This is a genomic window from Catellatospora sp. KI3 (assembly GCF_029948125.1).
Classification (GTDB): Bacteria; Actinomycetota; Actinomycetes; order Mycobacteriales; family Micromonosporaceae; genus Catellatospora.
Genome location: NZ_JASAMB010000010.1, coordinates 209,842 through 234,189, shown reverse-complemented (window position 1 = coordinate 234,189; position 24,348 = coordinate 209,842). Strand labels below are relative to the sequence as shown.

20 protein-coding genes are annotated in these 24,348 nt (G+C 72.9%); 9 read left to right on the top strand and 11 right to left on the bottom strand.

Annotated elements, in window-relative coordinates; translation table 11 throughout:
• Positions 1–58: 58 nt before the first annotated feature.
• The 7 genes from QEZ54_RS18425 to QEZ54_RS18395 all read right to left on the bottom strand — a co-directional run bounded on the left by QEZ54_RS18425 (position 59) and on the right by QEZ54_RS18395 (position 8,156).
• Positions 59–1,459 (bottom strand): hypothetical protein, encoded by a 1,401-nt coding sequence (locus QEZ54_RS18425; protein WP_281305874.1) that lies wholly within the window; start codon positions 1,457–1,459, stop codon positions 59–61.
• Positions 1,460–1,759: 300 nt separating this feature from the next.
• Positions 1,760–2,314, bottom strand: a complete 555-nt coding sequence (locus QEZ54_RS18420) for a TetR/AcrR family transcriptional regulator (protein ID WP_281305873.1) — start codon at positions 2,312–2,314, stop codon at positions 1,760–1,762.
• 44 nt (positions 2,315–2,358) lie between these two features.
• Positions 2,359–3,069 (bottom strand): hypothetical protein, encoded by a 711-nt coding sequence (locus tag QEZ54_RS18415; protein ID WP_281305872.1) that lies wholly within the window; start codon positions 3,067–3,069, stop codon positions 2,359–2,361.
• 185 nt (positions 3,070–3,254) lie between these two features.
• The gene (locus QEZ54_RS18410; protein WP_281305871.1) at positions 3,255–4,376 is read right to left on the bottom strand and encodes a hypothetical protein; all 1,122 of its coding nucleotides are present in this window, start codon (positions 4,374–4,376) and stop codon (positions 3,255–3,257) included.
• A complete protein-coding gene (locus QEZ54_RS18405) occupies positions 4,367–5,416 on the bottom strand; it encodes a hypothetical protein (protein WP_281305870.1) in 1,050 nt (349 codons plus the stop codon). Before QEZ54_RS18405 ends, QEZ54_RS18410 begins: the two co-directional genes overlap by 10 nt.
• A 278-nt stretch (positions 5,417–5,694) precedes the next feature.
• On the bottom strand, positions 5,695–7,560 hold the full coding sequence (locus tag QEZ54_RS18400) for a hypothetical protein (RefSeq protein WP_281305869.1): 1,866 nt from the start codon (positions 7,558–7,560) through the stop codon (positions 5,695–5,697).
• A 104-nt stretch (positions 7,561–7,664) separates the two neighbouring features.
• On the bottom strand, positions 7,665–8,156 hold the full coding sequence (locus tag QEZ54_RS18395) for a hypothetical protein (protein WP_281305868.1): 492 nt from the start codon (positions 8,154–8,156) through the stop codon (positions 7,665–7,667).
• Positions 8,157–8,325: 169 nt separating this feature from the next.
• Here QEZ54_RS18395 and QEZ54_RS18390 point away from each other — a divergent pair, with 169 nt between their 5' ends.
• Positions 8,326–9,039, top strand: coding sequence for an HAD family hydrolase (locus QEZ54_RS18390; RefSeq protein ID WP_281305867.1), 714 nt, complete (start codon positions 8,326–8,328; stop codon positions 9,037–9,039).
• Positions 9,040–9,045: 6 nt separating this feature from the next.
• Here the strand turns inward: QEZ54_RS18390 and QEZ54_RS18385 are convergent, their stop codons facing one another.
• On the bottom strand, positions 9,046–9,945 hold the full coding sequence (locus QEZ54_RS18385) for an aminotransferase class IV (RefSeq protein WP_281305866.1): 900 nt from the start codon (positions 9,943–9,945) through the stop codon (positions 9,046–9,048).
• A 24-nt stretch (positions 9,946–9,969) separates the two neighbouring features.
• Complete coding sequence (locus QEZ54_RS18380; RefSeq protein WP_281305865.1) at positions 9,970–10,692, bottom strand: hypothetical protein; 723 nt, start codon at positions 10,690–10,692, stop codon at positions 9,970–9,972.
• Between the two features lie 194 nt (positions 10,693–10,886).
• On the opposite strand from QEZ54_RS18380, the gene QEZ54_RS18375 reads away from it, so the two are divergent.
• From QEZ54_RS18375 to QEZ54_RS18355, 5 genes are all read left to right on the top strand, one after another.
• On the top strand, positions 10,887–13,082 hold the full coding sequence (locus QEZ54_RS18375) for a M4 family metallopeptidase (RefSeq protein ID WP_281305864.1): 2,196 nt from the start codon (positions 10,887–10,889) through the stop codon (positions 13,080–13,082).
• 111 nt (positions 13,083–13,193) lie between these two features.
• The gene (locus QEZ54_RS18370; protein ID WP_281305863.1) at positions 13,194–15,896 is read left to right on the top strand and encodes a LuxR family transcriptional regulator; all 2,703 of its coding nucleotides are present in this window, start codon (positions 13,194–13,196) and stop codon (positions 15,894–15,896) included.
• Positions 15,897–15,962: 66 nt separating this feature from the next.
• Positions 15,963–16,976: a terpene synthase family protein gene (locus QEZ54_RS18365; RefSeq protein WP_281305862.1), complete on the top strand. Its 1,014-nt coding sequence runs from the start codon at positions 15,963–15,965 to the stop codon at positions 16,974–16,976.
• A gap of 27 nt (positions 16,977–17,003) precedes the next feature.
• Positions 17,004–17,774, top strand: coding sequence for an SGNH/GDSL hydrolase family protein (locus QEZ54_RS18360; RefSeq protein WP_281305861.1), 771 nt, complete (start codon positions 17,004–17,006; stop codon positions 17,772–17,774).
• A gap of 51 nt (positions 17,775–17,825) precedes the next feature.
• Positions 17,826–18,479: a class I SAM-dependent methyltransferase gene (locus tag QEZ54_RS18355; protein WP_281305860.1), complete on the top strand. Its 654-nt coding sequence runs from the start codon at positions 17,826–17,828 to the stop codon at positions 18,477–18,479.
• A gap of 55 nt (positions 18,480–18,534) precedes the next feature.
• On the opposite strand, the gene QEZ54_RS18350 is transcribed toward QEZ54_RS18355, so the two are convergent.
• Positions 18,535–19,002, bottom strand: coding sequence for a nuclear transport factor 2 family protein (locus QEZ54_RS18350; RefSeq protein WP_281305859.1), 468 nt, complete (start codon positions 19,000–19,002; stop codon positions 18,535–18,537).
• Positions 19,003–19,232: 230 nt separating this feature from the next.
• On the opposite strand from QEZ54_RS18350, the gene QEZ54_RS18345 reads away from it, so the two are divergent.
• The 3 genes from QEZ54_RS18345 to QEZ54_RS18335 all read left to right on the top strand — a co-directional run bounded on the left by QEZ54_RS18345 (position 19,233) and on the right by QEZ54_RS18335 (position 21,722).
• The gene (locus tag QEZ54_RS18345; protein ID WP_281305858.1) at positions 19,233–20,633 is read left to right on the top strand and encodes a thrombospondin type 3 repeat-containing protein; all 1,401 of its coding nucleotides are present in this window, start codon (positions 19,233–19,235) and stop codon (positions 20,631–20,633) included.
• Positions 20,634–20,705: 72 nt separating this feature from the next.
• Positions 20,706–21,131 carry a hypothetical protein gene (locus QEZ54_RS18340; RefSeq protein WP_281305857.1) on the top strand — a complete coding sequence of 142 codons (426 nt, stop codon included), beginning with the start codon at positions 20,706–20,708 and terminating at the stop codon, positions 21,129–21,131.
• Positions 21,132–21,176: 45 nt separating this feature from the next.
• Positions 21,177–21,722, top strand: coding sequence for an MOSC domain-containing protein (locus QEZ54_RS18335; protein WP_281305856.1), 546 nt, complete (start codon positions 21,177–21,179; stop codon positions 21,720–21,722).
• Positions 21,723–21,914: 192 nt separating this feature from the next.
• Here QEZ54_RS18335 and QEZ54_RS18330 read toward each other — a convergent pair whose 3' ends face one another.
• Positions 21,915–23,711 (bottom strand): chorismate-binding protein, encoded by a 1,797-nt coding sequence (locus tag QEZ54_RS18330; protein WP_281305855.1) that lies wholly within the window; start codon positions 23,709–23,711, stop codon positions 21,915–21,917.
• Between the last annotated feature and the right edge of the window lie 637 nt (positions 23,712–24,348).

The window sequence follows — 24,348 nt, the reverse complement described above, 5'->3', positions numbered from 1 at the left end:
GGCACCGGATCAGGTCCGGTGCCGGGCTCCGCTGCTCATCCGCTCGGGCGAGCCCAGGTCACTCCGCGTCGGCGGCGACCATCTCGTCGCGCGACTGGCGGTGCGGCAGCTCCTCGTACCCGCGCTGCGGCAGCTCGCTGAACGGCTGGCGCTGCGGCAGCTCGTCGTGCGGCTGGCGCTGCATCGGCACCTGCAGCTCCTCCTCCTCGCGCCGGGCGTACTCCTCGCGCCGGGCGTGGCGGCTCAGCGGCTGCTCCTCGGCGGCGTCGCTGTCCTCCGGGAAGTCGGCGAACTCGGCGACCTCCTCGGCCAGCTGCTCGACCGCCTCCTGCACCTCCTGCATGGCGTGCACCGGGGACGGGTCCTGCAGGTCGCGGGGCACCACGCGCGGGTACTCGCCGGTCTCGGCCGAGCCGGTGGCGGCGGCCATGACGGCCGCGGCGGCCAGGTTGGCCACCCGCTCCGCCTCGCGCTGCACCCGGGCCCGCACCGCGAGCGCGTGCCGCTCGGCCGAGTCGGCCTGGCGGCGCGCCTCCTCCAGGCGGGTCATCTCCGCGCCGAGCTCCTGGCTGACCTGGCTGTGCCGCTGCTGCAGCTGGGCGACCTCGCGCTCGGCGGCCGACCCCTCCTGGCGGGACTGGGCCAGGCGCTGCTGGGCGATGTCCAGCTCGGCCTGCAGCTGGGCCAGCGCCTGGCGGCGGGCCCGGATCTCCTGCTGCACCACGGTCAGCTGCTGCTGGTGCGCGGCGGTCTGCTCGTCGGCCCGGCGGCGCAGGTCGGTGGTGTACTGCTGGGCCTCGGCGTGCAGCGCCGCGTTCTTCTGGTTCGTGGCGGTGCGCTGGGCGGCCAGCTCCCGCTCGGCACCGGCGCGCAGCTCGGCGATCTCACGCTCGGCGTTGGCCTTCCACTGCGCGACCTCCTGCTGGGTCTGCGCGTGCGCGGCCTCGACCTCCTGCTGCACCCGCAGGCGGGCGGCCTCGACCAGTGCGTCGGCCTCGGCGCGGGCGTGCTCCATCTGCTGGGCGCTGACGTCGTTGATGCGCTTGGCCTCCTGCTCGGCGCGCTCGTTGGCGGCCTCGCTCTCGGCGCGCAGCTTCTCGGCGTGCTCGCGGGCCTCGGCCAGCAGCTTCTCGGAGTCGGACTTGTGCGCCGCCATCTGCTGGGCGGTCGTGGTGGTGATCGCCTCGGCCTGCTTCTCGGCCAGGTCCAGGATCTGCTCGACCATCGGGCCGAGGTCGCGGAACGAGGCGCGCTCGACCTGCGTGGGCTTCTGGCGCAGCTCGGCCATCTCCAGCGACAGCTGCTTGTACTGCGAGGTCAGGTCCTGGATGCGGGCGAACGCCCGGTCGCGCTCGGCCGACAGGGTCGAGATCTCGCTGTCGGCGCGGGCGACGAACTGGTCGACCTGGCGCTTCTCGTAGCCGCGCATCGCGACGTCAAAGGCCGGACGCGCGGACACGTGGTCACGTGTTGCGTACGGTTCCTCACCCTGGGACATTGCGTCAACCTCTCCATACGACCACGACGCCCGGCGCGGATGCCGCACCGGAGGGCATTATGCGTCCCGGCCGGGGGAAAGTACCAGCCGCCTGCGCGTTCGCAACGAATCCGGTACACCTGGCCGATGCCCTAACAGGATGATCCGGACATTACGCACCTGCGACGCGCGGCGGGCGCGCGTGTGATCTTGCAGTTTCGGGGAAGGTGTTGGAATCGGGGCTCGGATTCGCGCACTTTCCCCGAAACTGCACACAACGCCTCAGTGCTCGACCAGGCGGCGCAGGACCGGGCGGGCGGCGGCCACCGCGTCGGCGCGGGTGTGCGCGGGCAGGGCCCGGGCCAGCCACAGGCTGGCGAAGCCGTGCGCGATGGACCAGCCCGCCAGGGCGGTGCTCTCGGCGTCGGACCGCTCGCCGGCCACCGCCTGCGCGCCCGCCCGCAGCAGCGCGCCGGCCCGCTCGCGCGCATCGGTGACGGCGTCGTCGTCGGGCCGGTACAGCGCGGGCTGGAACATCACCGTGAAGTGGGCCGGGTGCTCGGTGGCGAAGCCGATGTAGGCCAGTCCGGCCTCCAGGAAGCCGGGCTCGGCCGCTTGCAGGGCGTCGGCCAGCAGCTGGTAGCCCTCGGCGGCGACCGCGGTGAGCAGGCCGGTGCGGTCGCCGAAGTGGTGGGCGGGGGCGGCGTGGGAGACGCCCGCCCGGCGGGCCAGCTCGCGCAGGCTCCAGCCGTCCACACCGGATTCGGTGATCGCATCGACGGCGGCGGACAGGATGGTCCGGCGCAGGTCTCCGTGGTGGTACGCGATCGCCCTCACCCCTCACGCTATCTTTCCATCGACAAGATAGCAGGACGGGGTGCTCAGACGGCCACGTTGCCCTCGGCGGCGGGCTTGCGCTGGCGGCCGACCGGCGGCCGGGGCTCGGCCTCGCGCGGCTCGGCGTCGCGCGCGTCGGCTTCGCCGGCCGGATCGTCCTGGGCCAGCGCGTCGAGCTGGCTGTTCATGAAGCGGCGCAGCCGCGCCCGGTACTCCCGGTCGAACTGCTGCAGCGCCTCGATCCGCTCGTTGAGCGCGTCGCGCTTGCCCTCCAGGCTGCCCACGACGTCCTCGTACTGCTGCAGGGCGTCCTGCTCCAGCTCGTCGGCCTTGGCCCGGGCGTCCTCGCCGATCTTCATCGCGCGCTGGCGGGCCTCCGACAGCACCAGGTCGCTCTCGCGCCGGGAGCTCTCGGCGTGGGCCTGCGCCTCGCGGGCGGTCTCGACCGCCTTCGCCTGCGCCGCCGCCATGATCTTCGCGGCGTCCTCGCGGGCGCCCTCGACCAGGGCGCGCGCCTCCCGGGCGGTCTCCTCGGCCTTGGCCCGCGCCTCCTGCCGGATGCGGCTGGCCTCCTGCTGCGCGGTGGAGATGTGCTCGTCGGCCGTACGCCGCGCCAGCACCAGCACCTGCAGCGCCTGGCGCTCGGCCTCCGGATCGGCCAGCACCGACTCCGGCTGCTCCGGCAGTGCCTCCAGTTCGGCCGGTCCGCTGCCGAACAGTCCCTTGACCCGGCCTTTCAAGCGGTTGTCCGTCATGACGCTCTCCCCACCCTGAGTCTGCGCGCCGCGGGTCCCGTGGCCGGATCCGTCCCGGTGTAACCCACCGTCGAGAACAGCGACGATCGTAGCTGGCGCGCGGTGACCGGGGAAAGCGGTTCACCCTGCCCACCGACACGCTTGCGAAGCGCTGGGGCACCGACACGGAGCGTGGCGTCAGATGGTCACGGCACGCTGAACTCCACCGAGGACTCCTTGGTGCCGCAGTCTCCGCCCACGCCGGACACCGCCTTGTACACCCACCCCTGCGTCGTGCACTCCCAGCCGCCGATCTCGACGAAGCGGCCGGTGCCCTGCGGCGGCGTCGGCGGATGGTTGAGGTACGCGTCGATCAGCTCGCGGCCCTTGGCGCAGTCCACCGGCCCCCGGGCGATCCGCACGAACACCTTGCCGCCCGGCCCGTCCACCGACCCGCAGTACGGCGCCGCCGCCGGCTGCCGCGGGTCGGGCACCGGCCCGGTCACGCACGGCCGGAACTCCTTGCCCCCGGTCTGCGGCGTCAACGTGAACGGCGCCCCGAACTCGCGCCGACCCAGCTTGAACTGGGGCAGGTCCTGCTGCGGCACCGTCCGGAACGGCCCGAACACGGCCGTGCCGGTACGGTCGCCGTCGGCCCAGCCGACCGTCGCGATCCAGTCGCTCACCTGCCGCCCGCACCCCAGCGGCCGCAGGTTGAGCCGGTGCACCCGCTCGGTCGGCGCGGCGACGAAGGTCGCGTTGTTGCCCATCGCCACCCCGTCGCCGCCGAAGCGGGCGAACACCGTCGGTTCCAGCGTGTCCTCGTCACCGCCCATCGGCTGCACGCCCGGCGCGACGAACTCGCACTGCAGGTCGTAGATCATGTAGACACCGTGCTGCACCTGCTCGTCCACGGTACGCACCACGTCCACCCGGACGTCGGTGATGCGCACCGGCGAGCCGTCCTCCTGGCGCATCGCCGACACGGTCATCGCCGCGTTGACCTCCTGCGGCATCAGCCCGGCGAAGAAGCCCTCGATGTCGTTGCGGGGATGGTGCGCCATCCGCTCCCGCACCGCGGCCTCGGTCTCCTTGACGTACTGCAGCGACGGGCAGACGCGGGCACCGACCGACACGTCGACCTGCACCCCGCCGTCGACGACCTGATGGACCGGGTCGAACACGGTCGCGCCCGAGGGCACCGCCACCGGGGTCGTACCCGAGGACGCCGGGTCGGCGCGCAGCAGCCGGACCGCCACCGCCCCGCCCACGATCAGCGCGGCGAGCGCCACGCAGGCCGCCACGAGCCGCCCGGAGGTCACGCGCACAGCTTGTCTCCGTTCACCAGGCAGGTCAGCGGCTTGCCCGGGGCTTCGGGCAGCCGCAGCTCGCCCTGCTCGGACAGGCTCAGGGCGTAGTGCGCGAGCCCGGCCGGGCCGACCATGCGGAAGTGCCGGCCCTCGTTGTCGAGCACCGTCTCGCCGTGCCTGCCCTTGGCCACCCATTCGAGCACCAGGTCGAACGTGCAGTCGCAGGCGTTGTCGCGCAGGTCCAGGGTGAACACCTCGACGTCGGTCAGCGACACCTCGTACGGGAAGTTCCGGCTGTTCTGCAGCGGCCGCAGCACCGGTTCGGCGTCGTCGAGCCGCACCTGGAACGGCCGGGTGATCACGGAGCCACCGCAGTCCCCGCACGGCATCGTGACCACGAACCCGTCGGCGGGGCTGCTCTGGCCGCGGTGCAGCACCCGCACCCGGAGCGCCTCCAGGATGACCGACTCGGCGCTGTCGGTCTGCACCGTCACGTCCAGCTGGGTCTGCCCGGCCGGGACCTCCGCGCCGTGCTCGAAGTCCTTGACCGCGGCACGGCCACCGGCCGTCAGCGCCGACCGCAGCTGCTCGGGCGACCCGGCCACGTACAGGTGGTCCCGGGCGTAGTCGCAGTTGCCGCCGCTGCCCATGCACCAGGCCGTCGACACGTGCAGGCCACTGGCCCCGCTGCTGCCGGAGCCGGGCTCCTCGAGCACGATCACGGCGCCCCACACGGCCGCGACCAGCATCGCCGCCAGCGCGAAGAACAGCGGTGCCCGCGTGGGCGGGCGCTGGGCGGGCGGCACGAAGCGGCGCTGCGGCGCGGTGCCCACGGCGTGGTGCGGCACCGGTTGGGGCACGGCCGGGACGGCTTGGCGGCGCAGCTCGATCAGCGCCGAGACGAAGGCCGCCAGCACCATCGCCCCGATGGTGAGGAAGTCCCAGGGGTGGCGCTGCTCGGGCAGCAGTTCGCTGACCATGTTGGTGGCCAGGCCCCCGGTGACGCTGAGCAACGCGGTGACGCTGACGGTCAGCGCGAAACGACCAGGCAGTCTCACTCACGGACCTCCACGGCGCTCGAACGGACCGAGCCAGCCTATGGTGGTATCCGAGCAGGCAGAATGCTCCTTCGTCCACTCGTTCACCCTCACGGGTGTAGTCCTAAGTAGACGAACGGCCACCCCCGCCGCCCACCGTACCCGGGCCCCGGCGCGCCGCACCGTCCGCGGCGGGTCGTGCAGTTCCGGGGAAACTGCACGAATCATGGTCAGGATTCCAGCACTTTCCCCGAAACTGCACGAACCCCGCGCGAGGCGGGCGGCGGGCGGCGCGGGGCTCAGCTGCTGGACAGGACGATCACCCGGTCGATGGGGGGCATGATCTGCTCCTTGTCCGGGTTGAGGACCACGCCGTGGCTGTCGCCGGGCTCGGTGACCCGGTAGCCGATGGCGACCTCGCCGCGCCGGTACGCCGCCTCGACCACGGTCGAGAAGGTCACCGAGGCACCGGGGCGCAGGTAGTAGCTGGCGGGCCGGATGTAGATCTCGGCGCCGTCGGCGTCGAACAGGTCCTCGAACACCGACTCCAGGTCGCGGTTCTCCGAGATCTGCGTCATCAGCAGGCTGACCAGCTGCTCGCTGACCACGAAGTCGTCGGCCTTGGTGAGCTGGGCCAGCGCCCGGTCGCGGTCGTCGCGCATCTCGCTGACGATGCCGGGGCCGCGCCCGGCGAGCAGGTCGCGCAGGTGCAGCAGGGTGACCAGGACCCGCGAGTCGGCGGTGAGCGCGTCGAGGTCGTCGTCGGCCAGCACGATCACGTTGTGGTACGCCATGACGTCGAGCGTCTCCAGCACGCCCCGGTCGCGGGTGTCGCCGCTCTTGGACCGGATCAGCAGCCGCCGCAGCTTAGGGGCGAGCCGGACCACGGCGGCCGCGGCGTCGGGGCGGTCGGTGACGACGTCGACGGTCGAGCCGGCGGCGACGTAGATGTCGAGCTGCTCGATGATCCGGCCGGCGCGCCGGTTCCAGCCCAGGATCAGGGTGCTCTCCGGGGCGGCCGGGCCGCGTACGGCGTGCAGGATGGCCGACGGGTCGACGGTCAGCGGCCGGGGCGCCAGTTTGATCATCGAGTCGTCGCGGGCCAGCAGCACGAGCTGGTCGCCGGGGCTGATCACGGTGCCGGGCGGCGGGTTGAGCACGGTCTTGCCGTCAGCCAGCCGCAGCCCCAGCGGGCAGCACTCCCGGTACGCCAGCAGCGCCTGGCCGAACTGCTTGCCGACCAGCGTCGGCTCGACGGTCATGTAGATCTCGTCGCCGCCGAAGTCGAACAGGTCGTGGTAGACCACCGACAGTTTGGACTGCCGGGCCGTCTGCACGATGAGCCGGGCGCCGATGTCGTCGCCGTCGAGCACGATCGCGTCGCCGCCGGCCAGTTTGGCCACGGCCCGGTTGCGGCTGTCGCGTACCGCCGCGATCACGTGGTGCGGGCGGCCGCGGAAGGCCGGGCCCTTGTTGATGGCGAGCAGGGTCTTGAGCACGTACGCGTCGGCGTCCTCGGCGGTGCCGCCGTCGGGGGCGAGCACGATGATGGAGCGGGCCTCGTTGAGGTTGACCATCTCCAGGTCCTTCAGGTCCAGCGGGCTGCCGGTGCGGAACACCAGCCGGGTCCGCCCGGTGCCCCCGAGGCGGTGCCAGACCCGGTCCTCCATGGTGACCTTGTCCTGGTCGGCCAGGATCACCACGGAGGCGCGGCGGCGGCTGGCGTTGGCCTCGACCAGCTCGCCGATGACCGTGTAGATCTGGTCCGACCAGCCCAGCACCACCGTGTGGTCGCGCTCGACCACCTGCGAGCGGCCCTTGCGCAGCTGCTCCAGGCGCCGGTTGACGCCGCTGGTGAGCAGACCGACCAGGGCGCTGACGATGAAGATGCCGCCCAGTGCCAGCACGAACCACAGCGCCAGCTCCTGCCACCGGCCCTTGGTCGGGGCGGCGAGGCTGAACGTGGTGATGAAGGTCTGCCACAGCAGCCGCAGCGGGTTCTCGCGCTCCTCGGTGGGCTGGACCAGCTCGATCGCCGTGGTGAGCACGACGATGAGTCCCGCCGACGCGACGGCGAGCCAGCCGATGAGGCCGGTGGTGCCGCGCGACATCGTGTTGTCGAACCAGTACCGCAGCTTGGCGCGGGTGCTGACCTTCCGGGACATGGCGGGAGTGTCCTTCGAACGCAGGGAGGGGGAGGCGCTGCGGTCTGTGCAGAGGGGTCACTCTAGCCACGCTCCGATCGGCGGCTCGGTCGGGTCAGCCGTTGCTACTCAAGGTTTTTCAGCGGCCGACCCGCCTCGGCGCACTTGCGCTTGAGGACGGATTCGGCGGGTGCGGCCTCCACCGCCACCGACTCGAACTCCATGAACGTCACGAACAGCGTCTCGCGGGCCGCCACGGTGCCCAGGGCGTCCAGCGCGTCCGCCAGCTCGGGGTCGGCGACCTTCGTGGACGCGCCGTGCAGTGCCTGCGCGTTGGCGGAGAACAGCGGGCGCAGCGCCTCCAGCGCCTTGGTCGCGGTGGCGGTGTCGCCGTTGCGCTCGGCGGTGACGCCCTTGACGATCTGCGCCCGCGCTCCGGGCCCCAGCTCGTGGTATGCCGCGTCGACCACCTCGCACGCGGTCTCGGTCGTCATGGCCGGGGCGGCTGCCGAAGGTGACGCCGCCGCCGACGGTGCCGCGGTCGAGGCGCCGCCGGAGTCGCAGGCGGCCAGGGCGAGCAGCCCGGCCGCGAGGGCGAGGGCGAGGGGGTAGCGCATGGGTGTTCTCCGTCCCGTGGGGTGGTTCAAGCGCGAGCGCCGCCCTCCGAAGAGGACGGCACCGTGACCGAACTCTAGGGCTCCGTCCAACGATGATGATCACCGGGGCGATGCCGGTACCTGACCAGGGATCTCGGGGGTACGCTGCGGACCGGAGGAGGGTGCGCTGATGGTGGTTCGGGTGGCGATGTGGTCGGGGCCCCGCAACGTGTCGACGGCGCTGATGCGCAGCTTCGGCGCCCGCCCGGACACGCTGGTGGTCGACGAGCCGCTGTACGCGCACTACCTGCTCGCGACCGGCCTGGACCACCCGGGCCGCGACGAGGTGATCGCCTCGCAGCCCGCGCGCTGGCAGGACGTGGCGGCCGAGTTGACGGGCCCGCTGCCCGACGGGGTCGCGGTCCACTACCAGAAGCACATGACCCACCACCTGCTGCCGGAGGTCGGGCGGGACTGGCTGGGCGCGCTGGCCAACGCGTACCTGATCCGCGACCCGGCACACGTGGTGGCGTCGTACGCGAAGGTGCGCGGCGAGCCGACCCTGGCCGATCTGGGCTTCACGCAGCAGGCCGAGATCTTCCGCGCGTACGGCGGCCCGGTGGTGGACTCGGCCGACCTGCTGCGCGACCCGGCCGGGGTGCTGTCGGCGCTGTGCGCGGCGCTGGGCATCGGCTACACCCCGGCGATGCTGACCTGGGCGAAGGGGCCGCGCGGCACCGACGGGGTGTGGGCGCCGCACTGGTACGCCTCGGTGGAGGCCTCGACCGGCTTCGCCCCCTACGACCCCTCCCCCGCGCGGGTGCCGGACCGGCTGCGCCACCTGGTCGAGGCGGCGCAGCCGTACTACGACGAGCTGCGCGCCCACCGCGTCACGGCGGGCTGAGCGGGCTCAGAGCAGCGGCGTGCCCGCGCTGCGGGCGTGGGCCAGGTAGATCTCGGCGACGCGCCGGGTGACCGGGCCGATGCCGCCCTCGCCGATGGTGCGGCCGTCGATCACGGTCACTCCGGCGATCTCGCCCATGGTGCCGGTGCAGAAGACCTCGTCGGCGGAGTACATCTCGGCCAGCGAGATGTCGCGCTCGACCGCCTCGATGCCCGCCTGCGCGGCCAGGGCCAGCACGGTCAGCCGGGTGACGCCCTCCGGGCAGGCGACGGTGCGCGGGGTGGCCAGCGCCCCGCCGATGACGGCGAACAGGTGGGTGGCGTTGGTCTCGGCGACGAAGCCGCGCCCGTCGAGCATGAGCGCGTCGTCGGCGCCGGCGACGGTCGCCTCCATCTTGGCCAGGATCGAGTTGATCAGGTTGTTGTGGTGGATCTTCGGGTCGAGCACGTCGGGGCCGGGGCGGCGGACGCTGGACGTGGCCAGGGCGAGGCCGCCGGTGTCGTACACGGGCGGCTTGTGCTCCGCCAGCACGATCAGGGTGCAGCCGGACTGGTTCAGGCGCGGGTCCATGCCGCTGGTGACCTTGACGCCGCGGGTGAGGGTGAGCCGGATGTGCACGCCGTCGGTCATGCCGTTGGCGCGCAGCGTCTCGGTCAGCGCGTCGGTGATCTCCTTGTCCGACGGCACGGCGGCGAAGCCGAGCGCGGCCGCCGAGCGCCGCAGCCGGGCCAGGTGGGCGTCCAGGGCGAAGATCCTCCCCTGGTACAGCCGCAGCCCCTCCCACACCGCGTCGCCGCCCTGCACCACCGAGTCGAACGGGGAGATCCCGGGTTCGTCGCGGTGGCGCAGCACCCCGTTGACCCAGTACTTCACCTCGGCGTTGCGCTGGTCGTAGCGCTGCAGCATGCCTGTCTCCCTCCGGCGTGGCCCTCAGTTCGCAGGTGACGGTATCTCCTCGGTGAACAGCAGCGCCCAGGGCAGCCCCGCGGCGCGCAGTTCCTGCGCCACGATCCGGATGACGGTCCGCGCCAGCAGCGGCATGACGCCGTCCTTGCAGTCCAGGTGCAGTTCGGGCACCGCGCCGGTGTCGTCGACGGCGGCGTGGTTGGGCGTGTACAGCTCATGGCCGTCGCCGTCGAGCACCGGGAGGTCCTCGTCCGGCCCGAACTCGCGCCCGTCCTCGGCCACGCACATCACCCGGGCGCACGCCGCCGTCAGCGCCGCGACCGCCCGGGCCCGGTCGTCGGAGCGGACCCGGACGCGCCAGCGCTGGTGCGTCGGGTAGCCGTGGTCGAGGACGATCGCCAGGGTGCCGTGGTCGACGGCGATGCCGTCGGGATCGCTCTCGGTGCCGACGGCCCGGCGCAGCCACTGCCGGGACCTGCCGTCGAACGCGTACGCGTACGCGTGGGCGATCCACCAGGCCGCGTCAGGACCGCCGAGCTGGGCGGCGCGCACGAACCAGGCCTCGGCCTGCGGGCGCAGCTCCCAGTCCTCCTGGTTCGCGTGGTGGCACCCGATCCGGTACGCCGCCCCGGCGTCACCGGCCGCGACCAGCGCCGCCTCGGCGGCCAGCCGCTCGTCGTCCAGGCGCGCGGCCGCGCCCCAGCGGGAGTCGAACATGCCCGCCAGCATCGCGCACCCGTACGACATCCGTCGATGGCCCCTGCCCGACCCGGCCGTGCCCCCGCCGGTTCCCTCGGGTGCCCCTCGCCCGACCCTTGCCCGTCCCTTGCGGACCTTCTGGAGCCGGTGCGACCGGCTCTAGCTTTCGCTTCGGGCCCGTCGCCGGACGTTCACCGCCCGGTCACCCCAACCCCGACCCACGGGCCCTGAGAGGACACACGATGTCACGCAGAGCAATCGTGGCCGCGGCCGCGACGGTGGCGACGGCGCTGGGCGCCGCCGGCATCGGGCTGGCGCAGGCCCACGCCGACACCGCCACGAGCGTGTCGGCGGGGATCAGCCAGGTCCGGCTGGACCCGGCCGCGCGGGAGCGGCAGCTGCGCCAGGCGGGCGCCGAGGCGACCTCGGTCGCCAAGCAGCTGGGCCTGGGCCCGGCCGAGCGGCTGGTGGCCAAGGACGTGGTCGTCGACTCCGACGGCAGCCGCCACCTGCGCTTCGACCGCACGTACGCCGGACTGCCGGTGGTCGGCGGCGACCTGGTGGTGCACCTGGCCCCCGGCGGCGGCCTGACCGCCTCGGACTGGGCGGCGGCGGTGCGCGGCGCGATCTCGCTGCCCACGACCACCCCGAAGCTGACCCGCCAGCAGGCGGCGGCGGCCGCCCCGGGCCACGCCCGGCACGCCCGCAAGCCGCGCGCGGCGACCCCGGACCTGGTCGTGTTCGCCAGTATGGGCGCGCCGGTGCTGGCCTACCGCACCACGGTCGACGGCACCGACGCCGCGGGCAACCTGGCCCGCGAGGCGGTCATCACCGACGCCGCGTCCGGCGCGGTGCTCGGCGGGTACGAGCTGCTGCACGAGGTGCAGGGCACCGGCAACAGCCTGCTCGTCGGGCAGGTCAGCATCGACACCACGCTGTCGGGCGGCTCGTACACGATGACCGACCCGGTGCGCGGCAACACGAAGATCTACGACTCGCACGGGGCTTCGGAGAACAACCCGTCCTCGGGCGCGACGCTCTACACCGACAGCGACAACGTGTGGGGCAACGGGGCCAAGACCGACCGCGCCACGGTCGGCGTGGACGTCAACTACGGCCTGGCCAAGACCTGGGACTACTACAAGGAGACGTTCGGCCGCTCCGGCATCCGGGGCGACGGCGTCGGCGCGCGGGCGTACGCGCACGTGGGCAGCAACCTGCTCAACGCGTACTGGCAGGACAGCTGCTTCTGCATGGTGTTCGGCGACGGCAACTCCAGCAACCAGACGACGCCGCTGGCGTCGCTGGACGTGGCCGGCCACGAGCTGACCCACGGCGTCACCTCCAACACCGCCGGGCTGGTGTACAGCGGCGAGTCCGGCGGCCTGAACGAGTCCACCTCGGACATCTTCGGCACGGTGGTGGAGTTCTACACCGCCAACAGCAGCGACCCGGGCGACTACTACATCGGCGAGAAGATCAACTGGAACTCCGGCAACGCCGGGGCGCTGCGCCGCATGGACGACCCGACCCTGGACGGCAACAGCAAGGGCTGCTGGTACTCCGGCGTCGGCAACCTCGACGTGCACTACTCCTCCGGCATCGGCAACCACTTCTTCTACCTGTTGTCGGAGGGCAGCGGCAGCAAGACCATCGGCGGCCGCGCGCACAACGGCGTCACCTGCAACAGCTCCACCGTGGCGGGCATCGGCCGGGACAAGGCGGCGCGGATCTGGTACCGGGCGCTGACCACGTACATGACGTCCAACACCAACTACGCCGCGGCCCGCACCGCCTCGCTCAACGCCGCCAAGGACCTGTACGGCGCCACCAGCGTCGAGTACTGGCAGGTCTCGGTCGCGTGGGCGGCGTGCAGCGTCGGCACCGCCCTGCCCTCGCCCACCACCAGCCCGACCGCCTCCCCGTCGGCTCCGTCGTCGCCGTCCCCGTCGGCCTCGCCGAGCACCCCGCCGACCTCGCCGAGCCCGTCGCCGACCGGCAACCCGGGCACCAACGTGATCGTCAACGGTGACTTCGAGGCGGGCATGACCGGCTGGACCGGCTCGCAGATCATCGTCACCAACGCCGCCAACGCCCACGGCGGGTCCCGGTACGCCTGGATCCTCGGCAACGGCTTCACCGCCACCGAGTACATCTCCCAGAACGTGACCGTCCCGACGACCGGCACCGCGACGCTGTCGTTCTACCTGAACATCACCACGCAGGAGTGGGAGGCCCTGGCCTACGACTACATGCGGGTGCAGATCAACGGCACGACGAAGCTGACCTACTCGAACCTCAACGCCGGTGGCGGCTACCAGCTGCGCACCCTGGACCTGTCCGCCTACCGGGGGCAGACCGTCACGCTGCGCTTCTACGGCACCGAGGACTCGAACCTGGCCACCGCCTTCAACCTCGACGACGTGTCGCTGAGCTGAGCCGGAGCACCTTCCGGACAGGACCGCCCCCCGCACCCGGCTCGGTGCGGGGGGCTCTGCCGTGTGCGGGGGCCTCGCGCGAATCGGTCGCGCGCGCAACACTGTGCGGTGATGGACGCGGGCGCGATGCTGGGCCGCACCGAGGAGCAGGAGCAGTGCTGGGCGCAGCTGCGCACCGGCGGGAGCGTCCTGCTGCGCGGACCCGGGGGGATCGGTAAGTCGACGCTGCTGGCGGCGCTGGCGGCACAGGCCGGGCACGCCGGTGAGCTGGTGCTGCGCGCCTGCCCGACGGCGGCCGAGCGCGAGCTGCCGTACCTGGCGCTGATCGACCTGTTCGGGCCGGTGCTGGGGCGGCTGTCCGGCCTGCCGCAGCACCTGCGCGAGGCGCTGGACAGCGCGCTGCTGCGGGCCGCGCCGCCGACCGGCCGCGCCACCGACCAGCTCGCCATCCGGGTCGCGGTGGTCGAGGGGCTGCGGCTGGTCGCGGCCGAGGTGCCGGTGCTGCTGGTACTGGACGACGCCCAGTTCCTCGACGAGGCCAGCGCCGAGGTGCTGGCCTTCGCCGCCCGGCGGCTGGCGGGCACCCCGGTCCGGGTGCTGGCCGCCGAGCTGGTCGACGAGGGCGCCGCCGCCACCGCCGGGCGCCTGTGCCCGGCACCGCTGCTGGAGCTGGAGGTCAGTACGCTGCCCGCCGCCGCGCTGCGCCGCCTGCTGGCCGACCGGCTGGCGCAGGCGCTGCCCGCGGTGGCCGCCGACCGGGTCTGCGCGGCCAGCGGCGGCAACCCGCTGTTCGCTTTGGAGCTGGCCCGGGCAGCGCTGCACGCCCGCGCCGGGGACAGCCCCGACGACCCGCTGCCGGTGCCGCAGCGGCTGCGCGACCTGCTCGCCGACCGGCTGGCCGCGCTGCCCGCCGCCGCCGCGCCCGCGCTGCTGCTGGTGGCCACCGGTGCCAAACCGGGCCGGGAGATGCTGCCCGACAACGATCCGGGCCTGGCCGCCGCGCTGGCCGCGGGCATTCTGCTGGTCGAGCGGGACGGGGTGCTGCGGTTCAGCCACCCGCTGCTGGCCGAGCTCGTGTACGGCGACGCCACCCCGCGCGCCCGCCGCACCGCCCACGCCCGGCTCGCCGCGCTGGTCGACGACCCGGTCGAGTCGGCCCGGCACCGGGCGCTGGCCGCCGCCCGCCCCGATGAGGAGCTGGCCGAGCAGCTCGTGGCCGCCGCCCGGATCGCCCGCGACCGCGGTGCGCCCGCGACCGCCGCCGCCCTGTGCCGGCTGGCCGCCGCGCGCAGCCCCGACCCGGGCCGGTCGGCGCGGCGGCTGCTCGCCTGCGCCGAGCACGCGGCCGCGGCCGGGCTGACCGAGCAGGCCCGCGCCACCTGCGCGGCGGTGCTGCGCCGCCCGGACCGCACCGCCCGGGTCGGCGCCCGGCTGCTGCTGGCCGAGCTGCTCACCGACACCCCGGAGGCGATCCGGGTGGTGCTCGACGCGGCCCGGCCCGACGCCGAGGGCGACGCCCGGCTGCTCGGCCTGCTGCACGCGATGCGCGCCGACGTGCTCGCCCGCGACCTGGGGGTCGCCGTGGCGGTGTCGGAGGTCGACGAGGCCGAGCGGCTGGCCCGCGTCTCCGGCGACCCGGACCTGCTGCTGGAGGTGATGGCGCACCGCCTGCAGACCGAGATGCAGGCCGACCGCGGCGGCGAGCTGCCCGCGCTGGCCGAGGCGCTGACGCTGGCGCAGGCGCTGCCGCTGCACAAGGCGTCGGTGTGGGTGCGGATGGGGTACGCGATCGTGCAGATGCGCCGGGGCGAGATGGGTGCGGCCGTCGACGCGGCCCGCCGCTCGGTCGTCGACGCCGAGCGGGCGGGGCGCACCCGCGACCTGGCTCGCACCCTGTACACGGCGTCGTCGGTGTACAACCGGGCCGGGCTGTGCGCCGACGCGGGCGAGGCGGGGCGGCTGTGCGCGCTGCTGTGGCGCGAGGTCGACCTGCCCCCGACCGGCGCGCTGGTCATGGCCGGTGCGGCCGAGCTGAACAGCGGCACCGTGGAGCGGGCGGCGGCGCACCTGGCCGAGGCGGTGGTGCTCGGCGGCACCCTGGCCGACCGCGAGTGGGAGGCGTACGCGCTGATCTTCGTGGGCCGCTGCGACCTGCTGCGGCGCGACGCGGCGGCGGCCGCGCGCAACCTCGACCGGGGCCGCCAGCTGCTGGCCGAGCTGGGCTACCACGACCCGACGATGATCCTGGTCGACGCGGACCTGGCCGAGGCGCTGGCGCTCGCGGGCGAACCGGTGCGGGCCCGGGAGGTGCTGGCCCAGGCGCGGGCGGCCGCGCTGCGGCAGAACCGCACCGTGGTCCTGCTCGGGCTGGACCGGGTCGCGGCGCTGCTGGACGGGGCGGCCGGGGATGCGCGGCAGGCCGCCGACCGGCTGCGGGCGCTGATGGCGGCGCCGCACCCGTACCCGCTGGAGCGGCTGCGGTGCGTGCTGACCCTGGCCGGGCTGGAGCGGCGGGCCCGGCGGCGCGGTGCCGCGCGGGCGGCGCTGGCCGAGGCGCTGGAGGGGTACGAGCAGGCGGGCTGCGCCCCGTACGCGCTGTTCGCGCGGCAGGAGCTGGCGCGGCTGGACGCGGGCGAGACCGATCTGAGCGACGCCGACCGGCGCCTGCTGGACCTGCTGCGCTCGGGCGCCACCAACCGGGCCATCGCCGGGGCGATGCACCTTTCGGTCAAGGCCGTCGAGGCGAACCTGACCCGGCTGTACCGGCGCTACGGCGTCCCCAACAGGTCGGCACTACTGCGGGTGACAGACTGAGCGCTCAGCGTGCCACGTTGGCCGAACGGCCTGGCGGCAATGGCCCGGACCGTCCATCCTGGACACGTGACCTCGTTCTCGCTGCGTGCCGCCGACCTGGAACCACCGGTGCCACTGCGGCTGCACCCCGCCGCAGACCAGGCCGACCAGGCCGCGCGTGACTTCCTCTACCGCCACGGCGTCGTCGACCCCGAACTCGGCGACGACTACCTCGCCGAGACCGACTTCGGCGCCATGGTCGGCTGCATGTACCCCGACGCCCGGCCGGAGATGCTGCCGCTGCTGGCCCAGTGGATGGCGCTGTGGTCGGTCGCCGACGACCAGCTCGAAGCCCTCGCGCCGCAGCTGCCGCCCGCGGAGCTGGACGCCCTCTGCACCAGGCTGACCGGCCTGCTCGCCGCCCCCGGCCCGGCCGAGGACAGCGTGCTCGGCACCGCCGTCGCGCACGCGTGGCAGGCGCTGGCGGCGCGCACCTCCGCGCAGTGGCAGGCCCGCTTCCGCCAGGCCTGGCACGAGTACGTCGAGGGCTGCCGCTGGGAGGCCGTCCAGACCGGCGCCGGGCGCACCCCGACCGTCGCCGAGTACCTCGACCAGCGGCCGCGCTACCTCGGCGCGCACATCGCGATCGTGCTCACCGAGGCCGCGCTCGACATCGAACTGCCCGAAGCGGTCGTCGACGACCCCCTGCTGCGCAGCGCCCTGGACGCCGGCATCGAGCTGATCGCCATCTCCAACGACCTGCTGTCGGCCGAGGTGGAGCTGGCCCAGGGCAGCACCCTGAACCTGGTCGCGATCCTGGCCGCGCAGGAGTCGTGCTCGCTCGGCGCGGCCACCGGACTGCTGGTCGCGCGGTACCGGCGGCGGCTGGCCGACTACCGCGGCGCGGTCGCGGCCGTCGAGGCCGCCGTACGCGCCTTCCCGGTATGGGCCCCGGCGGTGCGCGCCGTCGCCGCCGCCCCCGGCGTGTGGACCAGCGGGCAGCTGGCCTGGTCGACCGGCAACGCCCGCTACTCCGACCGCCGCGCCGTCTTCAACCGGAGCGTCCCGGACCACGTCCGCGCCCTCGTCCAGCAGCGGTGACCGCGGGCCCGGGTACGCTCACCGACCATGTGGCGGCGGTATGTGGCGATCGGTGACAGCACCAGCGAAGGGCTCGACGACCCGGACGGCCGGGGCGGGTTCCGGGGCTGGGCGGACCGGTTCGCCGAGCACGTCGCGGCGGCCCACCCCGGGCTGGAGTACGCCAACCTGGCCATCCGGGGCCGCGAGACCGCCCAGATCCAGCAGGAGCAGCTGCCGCTCGCGCTGGAGCTGCGGCCCGACCTGTGCACGGTGGTGTCCGGGGTCAACGACATGCTGCGGCGCCGCTTCGACGTCGACGACGTGGTCGGGCGGATCGGGCAGATGCAGTCGGCCCTGATCGGCGCCGGGGCGACCGTGCTCACCTTCACCATGCCCGACCCGATGCGGGTGCTGCCGCTGGCGCGCCCGCTGCGCGGCCGGTTCGCGGCGTACAACGCGGCGCTGCGCGAGGTGAGCGCGAGCACGGGTGCGGTGCTGCTGGACCTGGGGGCGTACCCGGTCGCCGGGGATCCGCGGCTGTGGAGCCTGGACCGGCTGCACGCCAACAGCGCCGGGCACGAGCGGATCGGGCGCGGGCTGGCGTGGGCGCTGGGGCTGCCCGGCTTCGACGAGTCCTGGGGGCAGCCGCTGCCCGCCGAACCCGCCCGCACGGTACGGCAGCGGGCCGCCGCCGAGGGCGCCTGGCTGCGCGGGCACCTGTGGCCGTGGCTCGTCCGGCACGCCCGCGGCCAGTCCTCCGGCGACGGCATCACGGCCAAGCGCCCCGCCCCGACCCGGGTGGAACCGACGACGTGACCGGCCCGCGGGGGCAGCGGCCCGCCCGGCGTCGGCGCTAGTGTCGCGGGCGTGATCGAATCTGATGCCCTCACCGCCACCCGCGCGGGCTACGACGGCGCGGCGGCCGAGTACGAGCAGCTGTTCCGGGACTCGCTGCGCGACAGCCCGCTGGACCGCGCGATCCTGGGTGCGTTCGCGGAGGTCGCGCGCGGCAGCGGCGACGGCCGGGTGGCGGATCTGGGGTGCGGACCCGGCTACGTCACCGGTCACCTGGCCGGGCTGGGGCTGGCCGTGTTCGGGGTCGACGTGTCCCCCGCGATGATCGAGCTGGCCCGGCAGGCCCATCCGGGTCTGCGGTTCGAGGTCGGCACCATGGCCGCGCTGGACATCGCCGACGGCGAACTGGGCGGCGTGCTGTCGCGCTGGTCCGTGATCCACACTCCGCCGCCCGAGGTGCCCGCCATCCTGGCGGAGTTCCACCGGGTGCTGGCACCCGGCGGCCACCTGCTGATCGGCTTCTCGGCCAGCGAGGGTCCGGCGCACCCGACGCAGGTCTTCGACCACCTGGTCGCGCCCGCCTACCGGTGGTGGCCCGACCATCTCGCCGCGACCCTGCAGGAAGCCGGGCTGACCGAGGTCGCCCGGATGGTCCGCGAGCCCGAGCCCACCGACAAGCGGCAGTTCCAGAGCGTCCACCTGCTGGCCCGCAAAGCCTCCGACTAGGGTCGAAAGCGGCCCGCCACCGGCGCACTGCCGGCGGCGGGCCGGGTCACGACGATCAGACCACCGGCAGCGGCGAGCTGACGTCCAGGATGATCTGCCACTGGCCGCGCTCGCGTACGAAGGTCAGCGCGTTGTAGAAGTGCTGCTTGAAGTTCACCGACGGGATGGCCAGGGTGAAGTCGACCACCAGGGTCGCCCCGTGGCAGCCGTCGATCCTCTTCGTGACCTCAGGGAACGTCGCGGTGAAGTTGTACTTGAACAGGTTGGTGAAGTTGGCCTCGATCGCCGCCTTGGTCGGACGGTAGGCGCCGGTCGAGCCGATCTGCACCGCGTCCTCGTGGTAGTAGGCCATCACCGCGGGCAGGTCCTTGGCCAGGAAGACGGCGTCGAAGTCGGCCACCGCCTCGTCGAAGTGCCGCTCGCACCCGGGCGCCGCGTCCGGCTTCGCACCCGCGGTGCCGGGCACCACGAGCAGAACCGCCAGACCGAGCGCCGCCATTGCCGCCGCATACCACTTACGCACAGATCCTCCACTGGTCAGTGGGACCGATCGGGTCCACATCGCACACGATCATAAGAAGATGATCAATTCGTGCGACCCCGTCGATCGGCCGGTAAAGCCGGACGGTCGGCGCGCGTGACAGCGCGAAAACGTGATGGCGAGCTAGGGAATCCACTGGGACAGGCGGCACCGGGTGTCGCAGAAAAGGCATAGAGGGTACGGGCGCGATCGGCGGTGCCAGCATTCGCCACATGACAAGCCCCTCCGTATACCGAGGCAGCACGTTCGCGGCCACGCGGCGAGCACTCGCCGCCGCCGCCGTGCTGGCGCTGGCCGTCGTGGCGACGCCCGCTGCCGCCGCCGAGGACCCGCCCCGCCGCCCCATCCGCAACCTGCTCGCCTGCGATACGACCGCCTGCTACGCGGCCTGGCTCGTGGTCGACTCCGACGGCGACGGCTACTGCGACGCCGACGAGATGGCCGCCGGCACCGACCCGGACGACAAGTACAGCCGCCCGCTGCTGCAGAAGGTGGTCGACCTCGCGGTAGACCGGGCGCTGCCCTCGTTCGAAGCGGGCGCGGGCGCGTTCTTCCTGCTGCCCGCCGAGCTGGTGCGGCAGCGGCAGGAGATCGCCCACGACTGGCTGGGCGCGTTCCCGCTCTCCGGCCGTGCCGACATCGCGGGCAAGTTCGGCGTGACCGGGGACCTGATGAAGAAGTTCGGCCTCGACCCGACGAAGGACCCGTTCAGCCTCGGCCTCGACCTGCCCGGCACCAACGGCGGCACCACCGGGGGCGGCCTGAAGCTGGCCGGGGTCAAGCTGGGCCGCACACAGACCTCGATGCTGGGCGTGGACGGCAGGGCCACCTACGGGGCCGAGCGCGGCGGGGTGGTGGACAGCACCAAGGACTGGGGAGGCCTCGGCAGCGGCGACATCACCACGTACGGCGACGGCTCGGAGACGCACACCACGAGCGGCAAGGACGGGACGACCACCGTCGAGTACACCAACTCCGGCGGCTCGGCGGGGCCGACCGTGACGACCACCCTGGACAGCCACTGGGAGGGTGACGTACGCGTCGACGAGGAGCACGAGACGACCAAGGACGCGGACGGCAACATCATCAAGGAGTCCACCACGGTCACGCTCAACTTCAAGGACGGGCACACCGAGAGCCAGACCGACACGGTCAGGTACAACCTGAACGCCAACGGCCAGGTCATGGACACCTCCGTCAGCCACACCGAGACGAGTTCCAAGGACGGCAAGACCACCAGCAGCACGGTCACCTACCGCTGCGACGCCAACGCCGAGAACTGCACCCAGACGGGCAGCGGCACGGCCGAGGGCGGCATGTACGACCCCGACTACGGCCCGCCGGTCGTGACCGAGGAAGTGGTCGCCGGTGTGCTGCGGACGCGCGGCGCGGCGGTGACGGTGCTGGAGGGCTGGCAGCGGCCCGGCTCGGAGGAGCCCGAGCTGCCCGACCTGGGCTCGCTGATCCTCGTCGACCCGAACGCCGACGACCTGTTCGTGCTGGTCGAACCGACCAACGCGGCACGGGCGCAGCCGGAGTCGCGGCCCGACCTGCCCGACCCGATGACCGGCGAGCCGGCACCGGTCGGCGGGTGCGGGGGCGGCCTCTGCTGAGGCGGACCGCTGCGGTGGCCGGGCGTTTCGCCGGGCCGCCGCAGGTCGCCCGTACGTGCTAGAAAAGCTGCCGTGACCTCTCCCGACACGTACCAGCAGTTGTGGCTGCTGGCCTGCCGACGCGTGAAGCAGTACCAGACCACGACCAACGTCATCACCGGAGCCAGCCTCGGCATCTCGGCGCTGCTGCTCTGGGTCGCACTGGCGGCCAGCGGCGCGGCTCTACTCGGGACGCTGCTGCTGGTGGCCGTCGTCAACGGCGCCGCCGCGGTCGGAGTGTCCGCGTGCCGCCACTGGACCCGCTTCTTCCACGCCGAGTCGGAGTACTGGCTCGACAAGCTGGTCCCGGCGGAGGAGCGCAATCAGTTCCTAGACGGCTTCCGCGCGGTCAGCCCGATGCCCGCCGCACTGGGCAAGCTGTGGACCGAGGTGCTCACCGGCACCGCGATCCTGGCCGCCCTGGCGGCCGCCGTCTCGTCGTTGATCAGCTCGAACTGAGGCTTGCCCTCGCCGGGGTCGACCGTGCGGTGGGAGGATGCGGGCATGTCTTCTGCGAGGGTCGTCGCCGTCAGCCGGGACGGCGAGCACCGGTTCAGCAAGCCGAACGCCGACGAGATCCAGCTGATCGCGGGGATCGGGGTGGCCGGGGACGCCCACGCGGGCGTGACCGTGCAGCACCTGTCCCGGGTCGCCGCCGATCCGAGCCAGCCCAACCTGCGCCAGGTCCACCTGATCCACGCCGAGCTGCACGACGAAGTGCGCGAGCAGGGGTTCGAGGTGGCGCCCGGCGAGTTGGGCGAGAACATCACCACCCGCGGCATCGACCTGCTGTCGCTGCCGCGCGGCACCGTGCTGCGGTTCGGGGAGCAGGCGGCGGTCGAGGTGACGGGGCTGCGCAACCCGTGCGCGCAGATCGACCGCTTCGACGACGGCCTGCTCAAGCAGGTGGTCTACCGCGACGAGGACGGCGGTCTCGTCCGCCGGGCCGGGATCATGAGCATCGTGCTGGCGGGCGGCCCGGTGCGGCCCGGCGACGCCATCACCGTGGAGCTGCCGCCCGAGCCGCACCTGCCGCTCGATCGCGTGTGACCGGGCGAAGCGCCCCGCCACACGGATGGTCAGGTACGTACGGACGGCCCGTCCCCGCTCCGGGGCCGCCACGGACCGGCGGTGACCACTGCCTCTATCCGGAGCAGCAGCCGGCAATCAAGATCAAGAAGCCGACGAACAGGCCGTCGGCACCCAGACCGGTGTTCCGCAGTGCTCGCCGCGGTCGGCACCTCAGCGGACCAGCCACAGCAGGGCTTCGCGCAGGATAGAGATGCAGTTGGTGGTGAGGACCGACTCGACGTGGAACTGGAAGCTGTAGAAGTTCTGCGCGCGCAGCGCGATCACCCGCCCGTCGGCCTCGGCCGCGAGCTCCACGCCGGCGGGTGCCACCTCGGGCACCCGGGGGAAGAAGGTGTTGTAGAAGCCGACCGGCTCGCTGCGGCCGAACAGGTCGACGGTCTGCTGCACGCCCTGCATCGGCGGGTCGTTGACCACGACCGACATGCCCAGGTTGCGCGACAGGATCTGGTGCCCCAGGCACACAGCCAGGAACGGCAGCTCCCGGTCCAGCAGCTCGCGGGTCAGCTCGTTCAGGCGGGCGATCTTCGGCATGTCGAGGTCGTTCGGATCGCCGGGGCCGGGGCCGACCAGGACCAGGTCGTATCCGTCGAGCGCGATCTCCGGGTCCCGGTACCCCGACATGGTGACCTTCATGCCCAGGTGCTCCAGCGCGTGCTTGAGCATCTCGGTGAACTGGTCCTCGTTGTCGATGATCAGCACGGTACGGCCGATGAGCCGCGGTGCGGCGTAGCGGTCGTCGGCCTGCCGGTCGGTCCAGAACCGGGACAGGTACTTGTTGCGCAGCTGGAGCAGGTCGGTGACGAACGGGTCGACATACTGCTGCAGGAACCGGCCGGGCGACTCGTTGCTGGTGATCGCCCTCATCATGCCCTCGGCCTTGGCCCGGACCTCGCGGGCCTCCTTCCACGGCACCGAGTCGCGCACGATGCTGGCACCCGAGCGGATCATGGCGTGCCCGTCGCGGGTGACCTCCATGGTCCGGATGGTGATCGCGCTGTCGAGCCACTCCGCACCGTCGTCGTCCACGCCGGTGATGAGCAGGGCCGAGGAGTAGTAGCGGCGGGACTCGGTCTCGTGCCGGTGGATGACCCGGGCGGCATTCTCGAGCGGGCCGCCGATCATGGTCGCGGCGTACATCGATTCGCGGAAGGCGTCGATCGGGGTCATCGACGACGTGCCCTCCAGCACGTACTCGGTGTGGACGAGCGAGCTCATCTCCTTGAGGTACGGCCCGTGCACCACGCCGCCCTCGCGGCAGATGCGCGACATCATCTTCAGTTCCTCGTCGACGACCTGGAACAGCTCGTTGATCTCCTTGGGGTCGGAGAGGAACTGCACCAGATCGGCGCGGGAGGTCAGCGCCGAGCGGGGCAGCGTCCCGGAGATCGGGTTCATGGTCACGGTGCCGCGACGGTAGGTCAGGTGCCGCTCGGGCGAGGACCCGATGAAGTAGCGCTCGCCGTCGAAGAAGCAGAAGGTGAGGTATGCCCCGAACTCGTTGCGCGCCAGCCGGGCGAAGACCGCGTGGGCGACCTCGGGGCCGAAGTCGGCGAGGTCGAGGTCGCAGCGGCGGGAGATGAGGAAGTTGGAGCCTTCGCCCCGGCATATCTCCTGGTCGATGACGCGCTGGACGATCCGCTCGAACTCCTCGTCGTCGGGCGAGTAGCGGGGCTGGCCCGAGATGCGCACCGGCACCTCGACGTCGAACGAGGCCAGCTCGACCTCGCGGCACTCGGCCGGGACGAGGGTGATGATCGGCTCGCCGCCGTCGTGGCAGACGAAGCCGCGCTCGCGCAGCTGCGTGTACGGCACCATGCTGATCACGGGCAGGGCGGTCGACTTCGGGACGTCGGCCAGCAGCGTGCTGCGCACGATCGAGCCGGTCGTGTACGTCACGGTTCCCTGGTTGTGCACGAGGCAGTAGGGATTCGCGAAGTCGAACGTCATGACCGGCCACCTAGCGCAGAAGAAGTCGATTTCGTGCTCGAAGTCTCAGTCTAGGACACCCCGCCGCCCGCCCCGGATCCATCGTCCCGCCTTATGACACACCAATCCACCATCCGCGATAACTCCTCAGCCACGATCAGGGACAACGGGACATCACCGCCCCGATCCTGCCGTCCCATATCATGGACGCCCAGCGCCCTCCCACCCTCCACCCACTTGCCGACTGACAGCCGACACGCAGGCGAGCCCAGCGGTGATCACCCCGCCCCGCCCCGCCCCCGCCCCGCCGCGACCTCGGTGCAGTTTCGGGGAAAGTGCAGGAATGGGGGCCGAGATTCGTGCACTTTCCCTGAAACTGCAGCCCAGAGACGCCGCGCACGCCATCGCCGGGTGTCTATTGACGGCGCGTTTGCGCGGAGCGTATCGTGAGAGCGCTCTCTTGAACGGAAGATGTCGCCGACGTTGCACGGACGCTTCAGACCGAAGAGTCTCGTGCGCGCGGGCGACCCCGCGTCCGCAGTGAGAGAGCGCTCTCGCACCGGCCCGTGCGAGCGGCTCCCACCCGCACCCCGACTGCCCGCGTCCCGCCCCGGCTCGGGCACCCGCCCCGTACCGCCGTCCCTGTCTCGGAATGTGA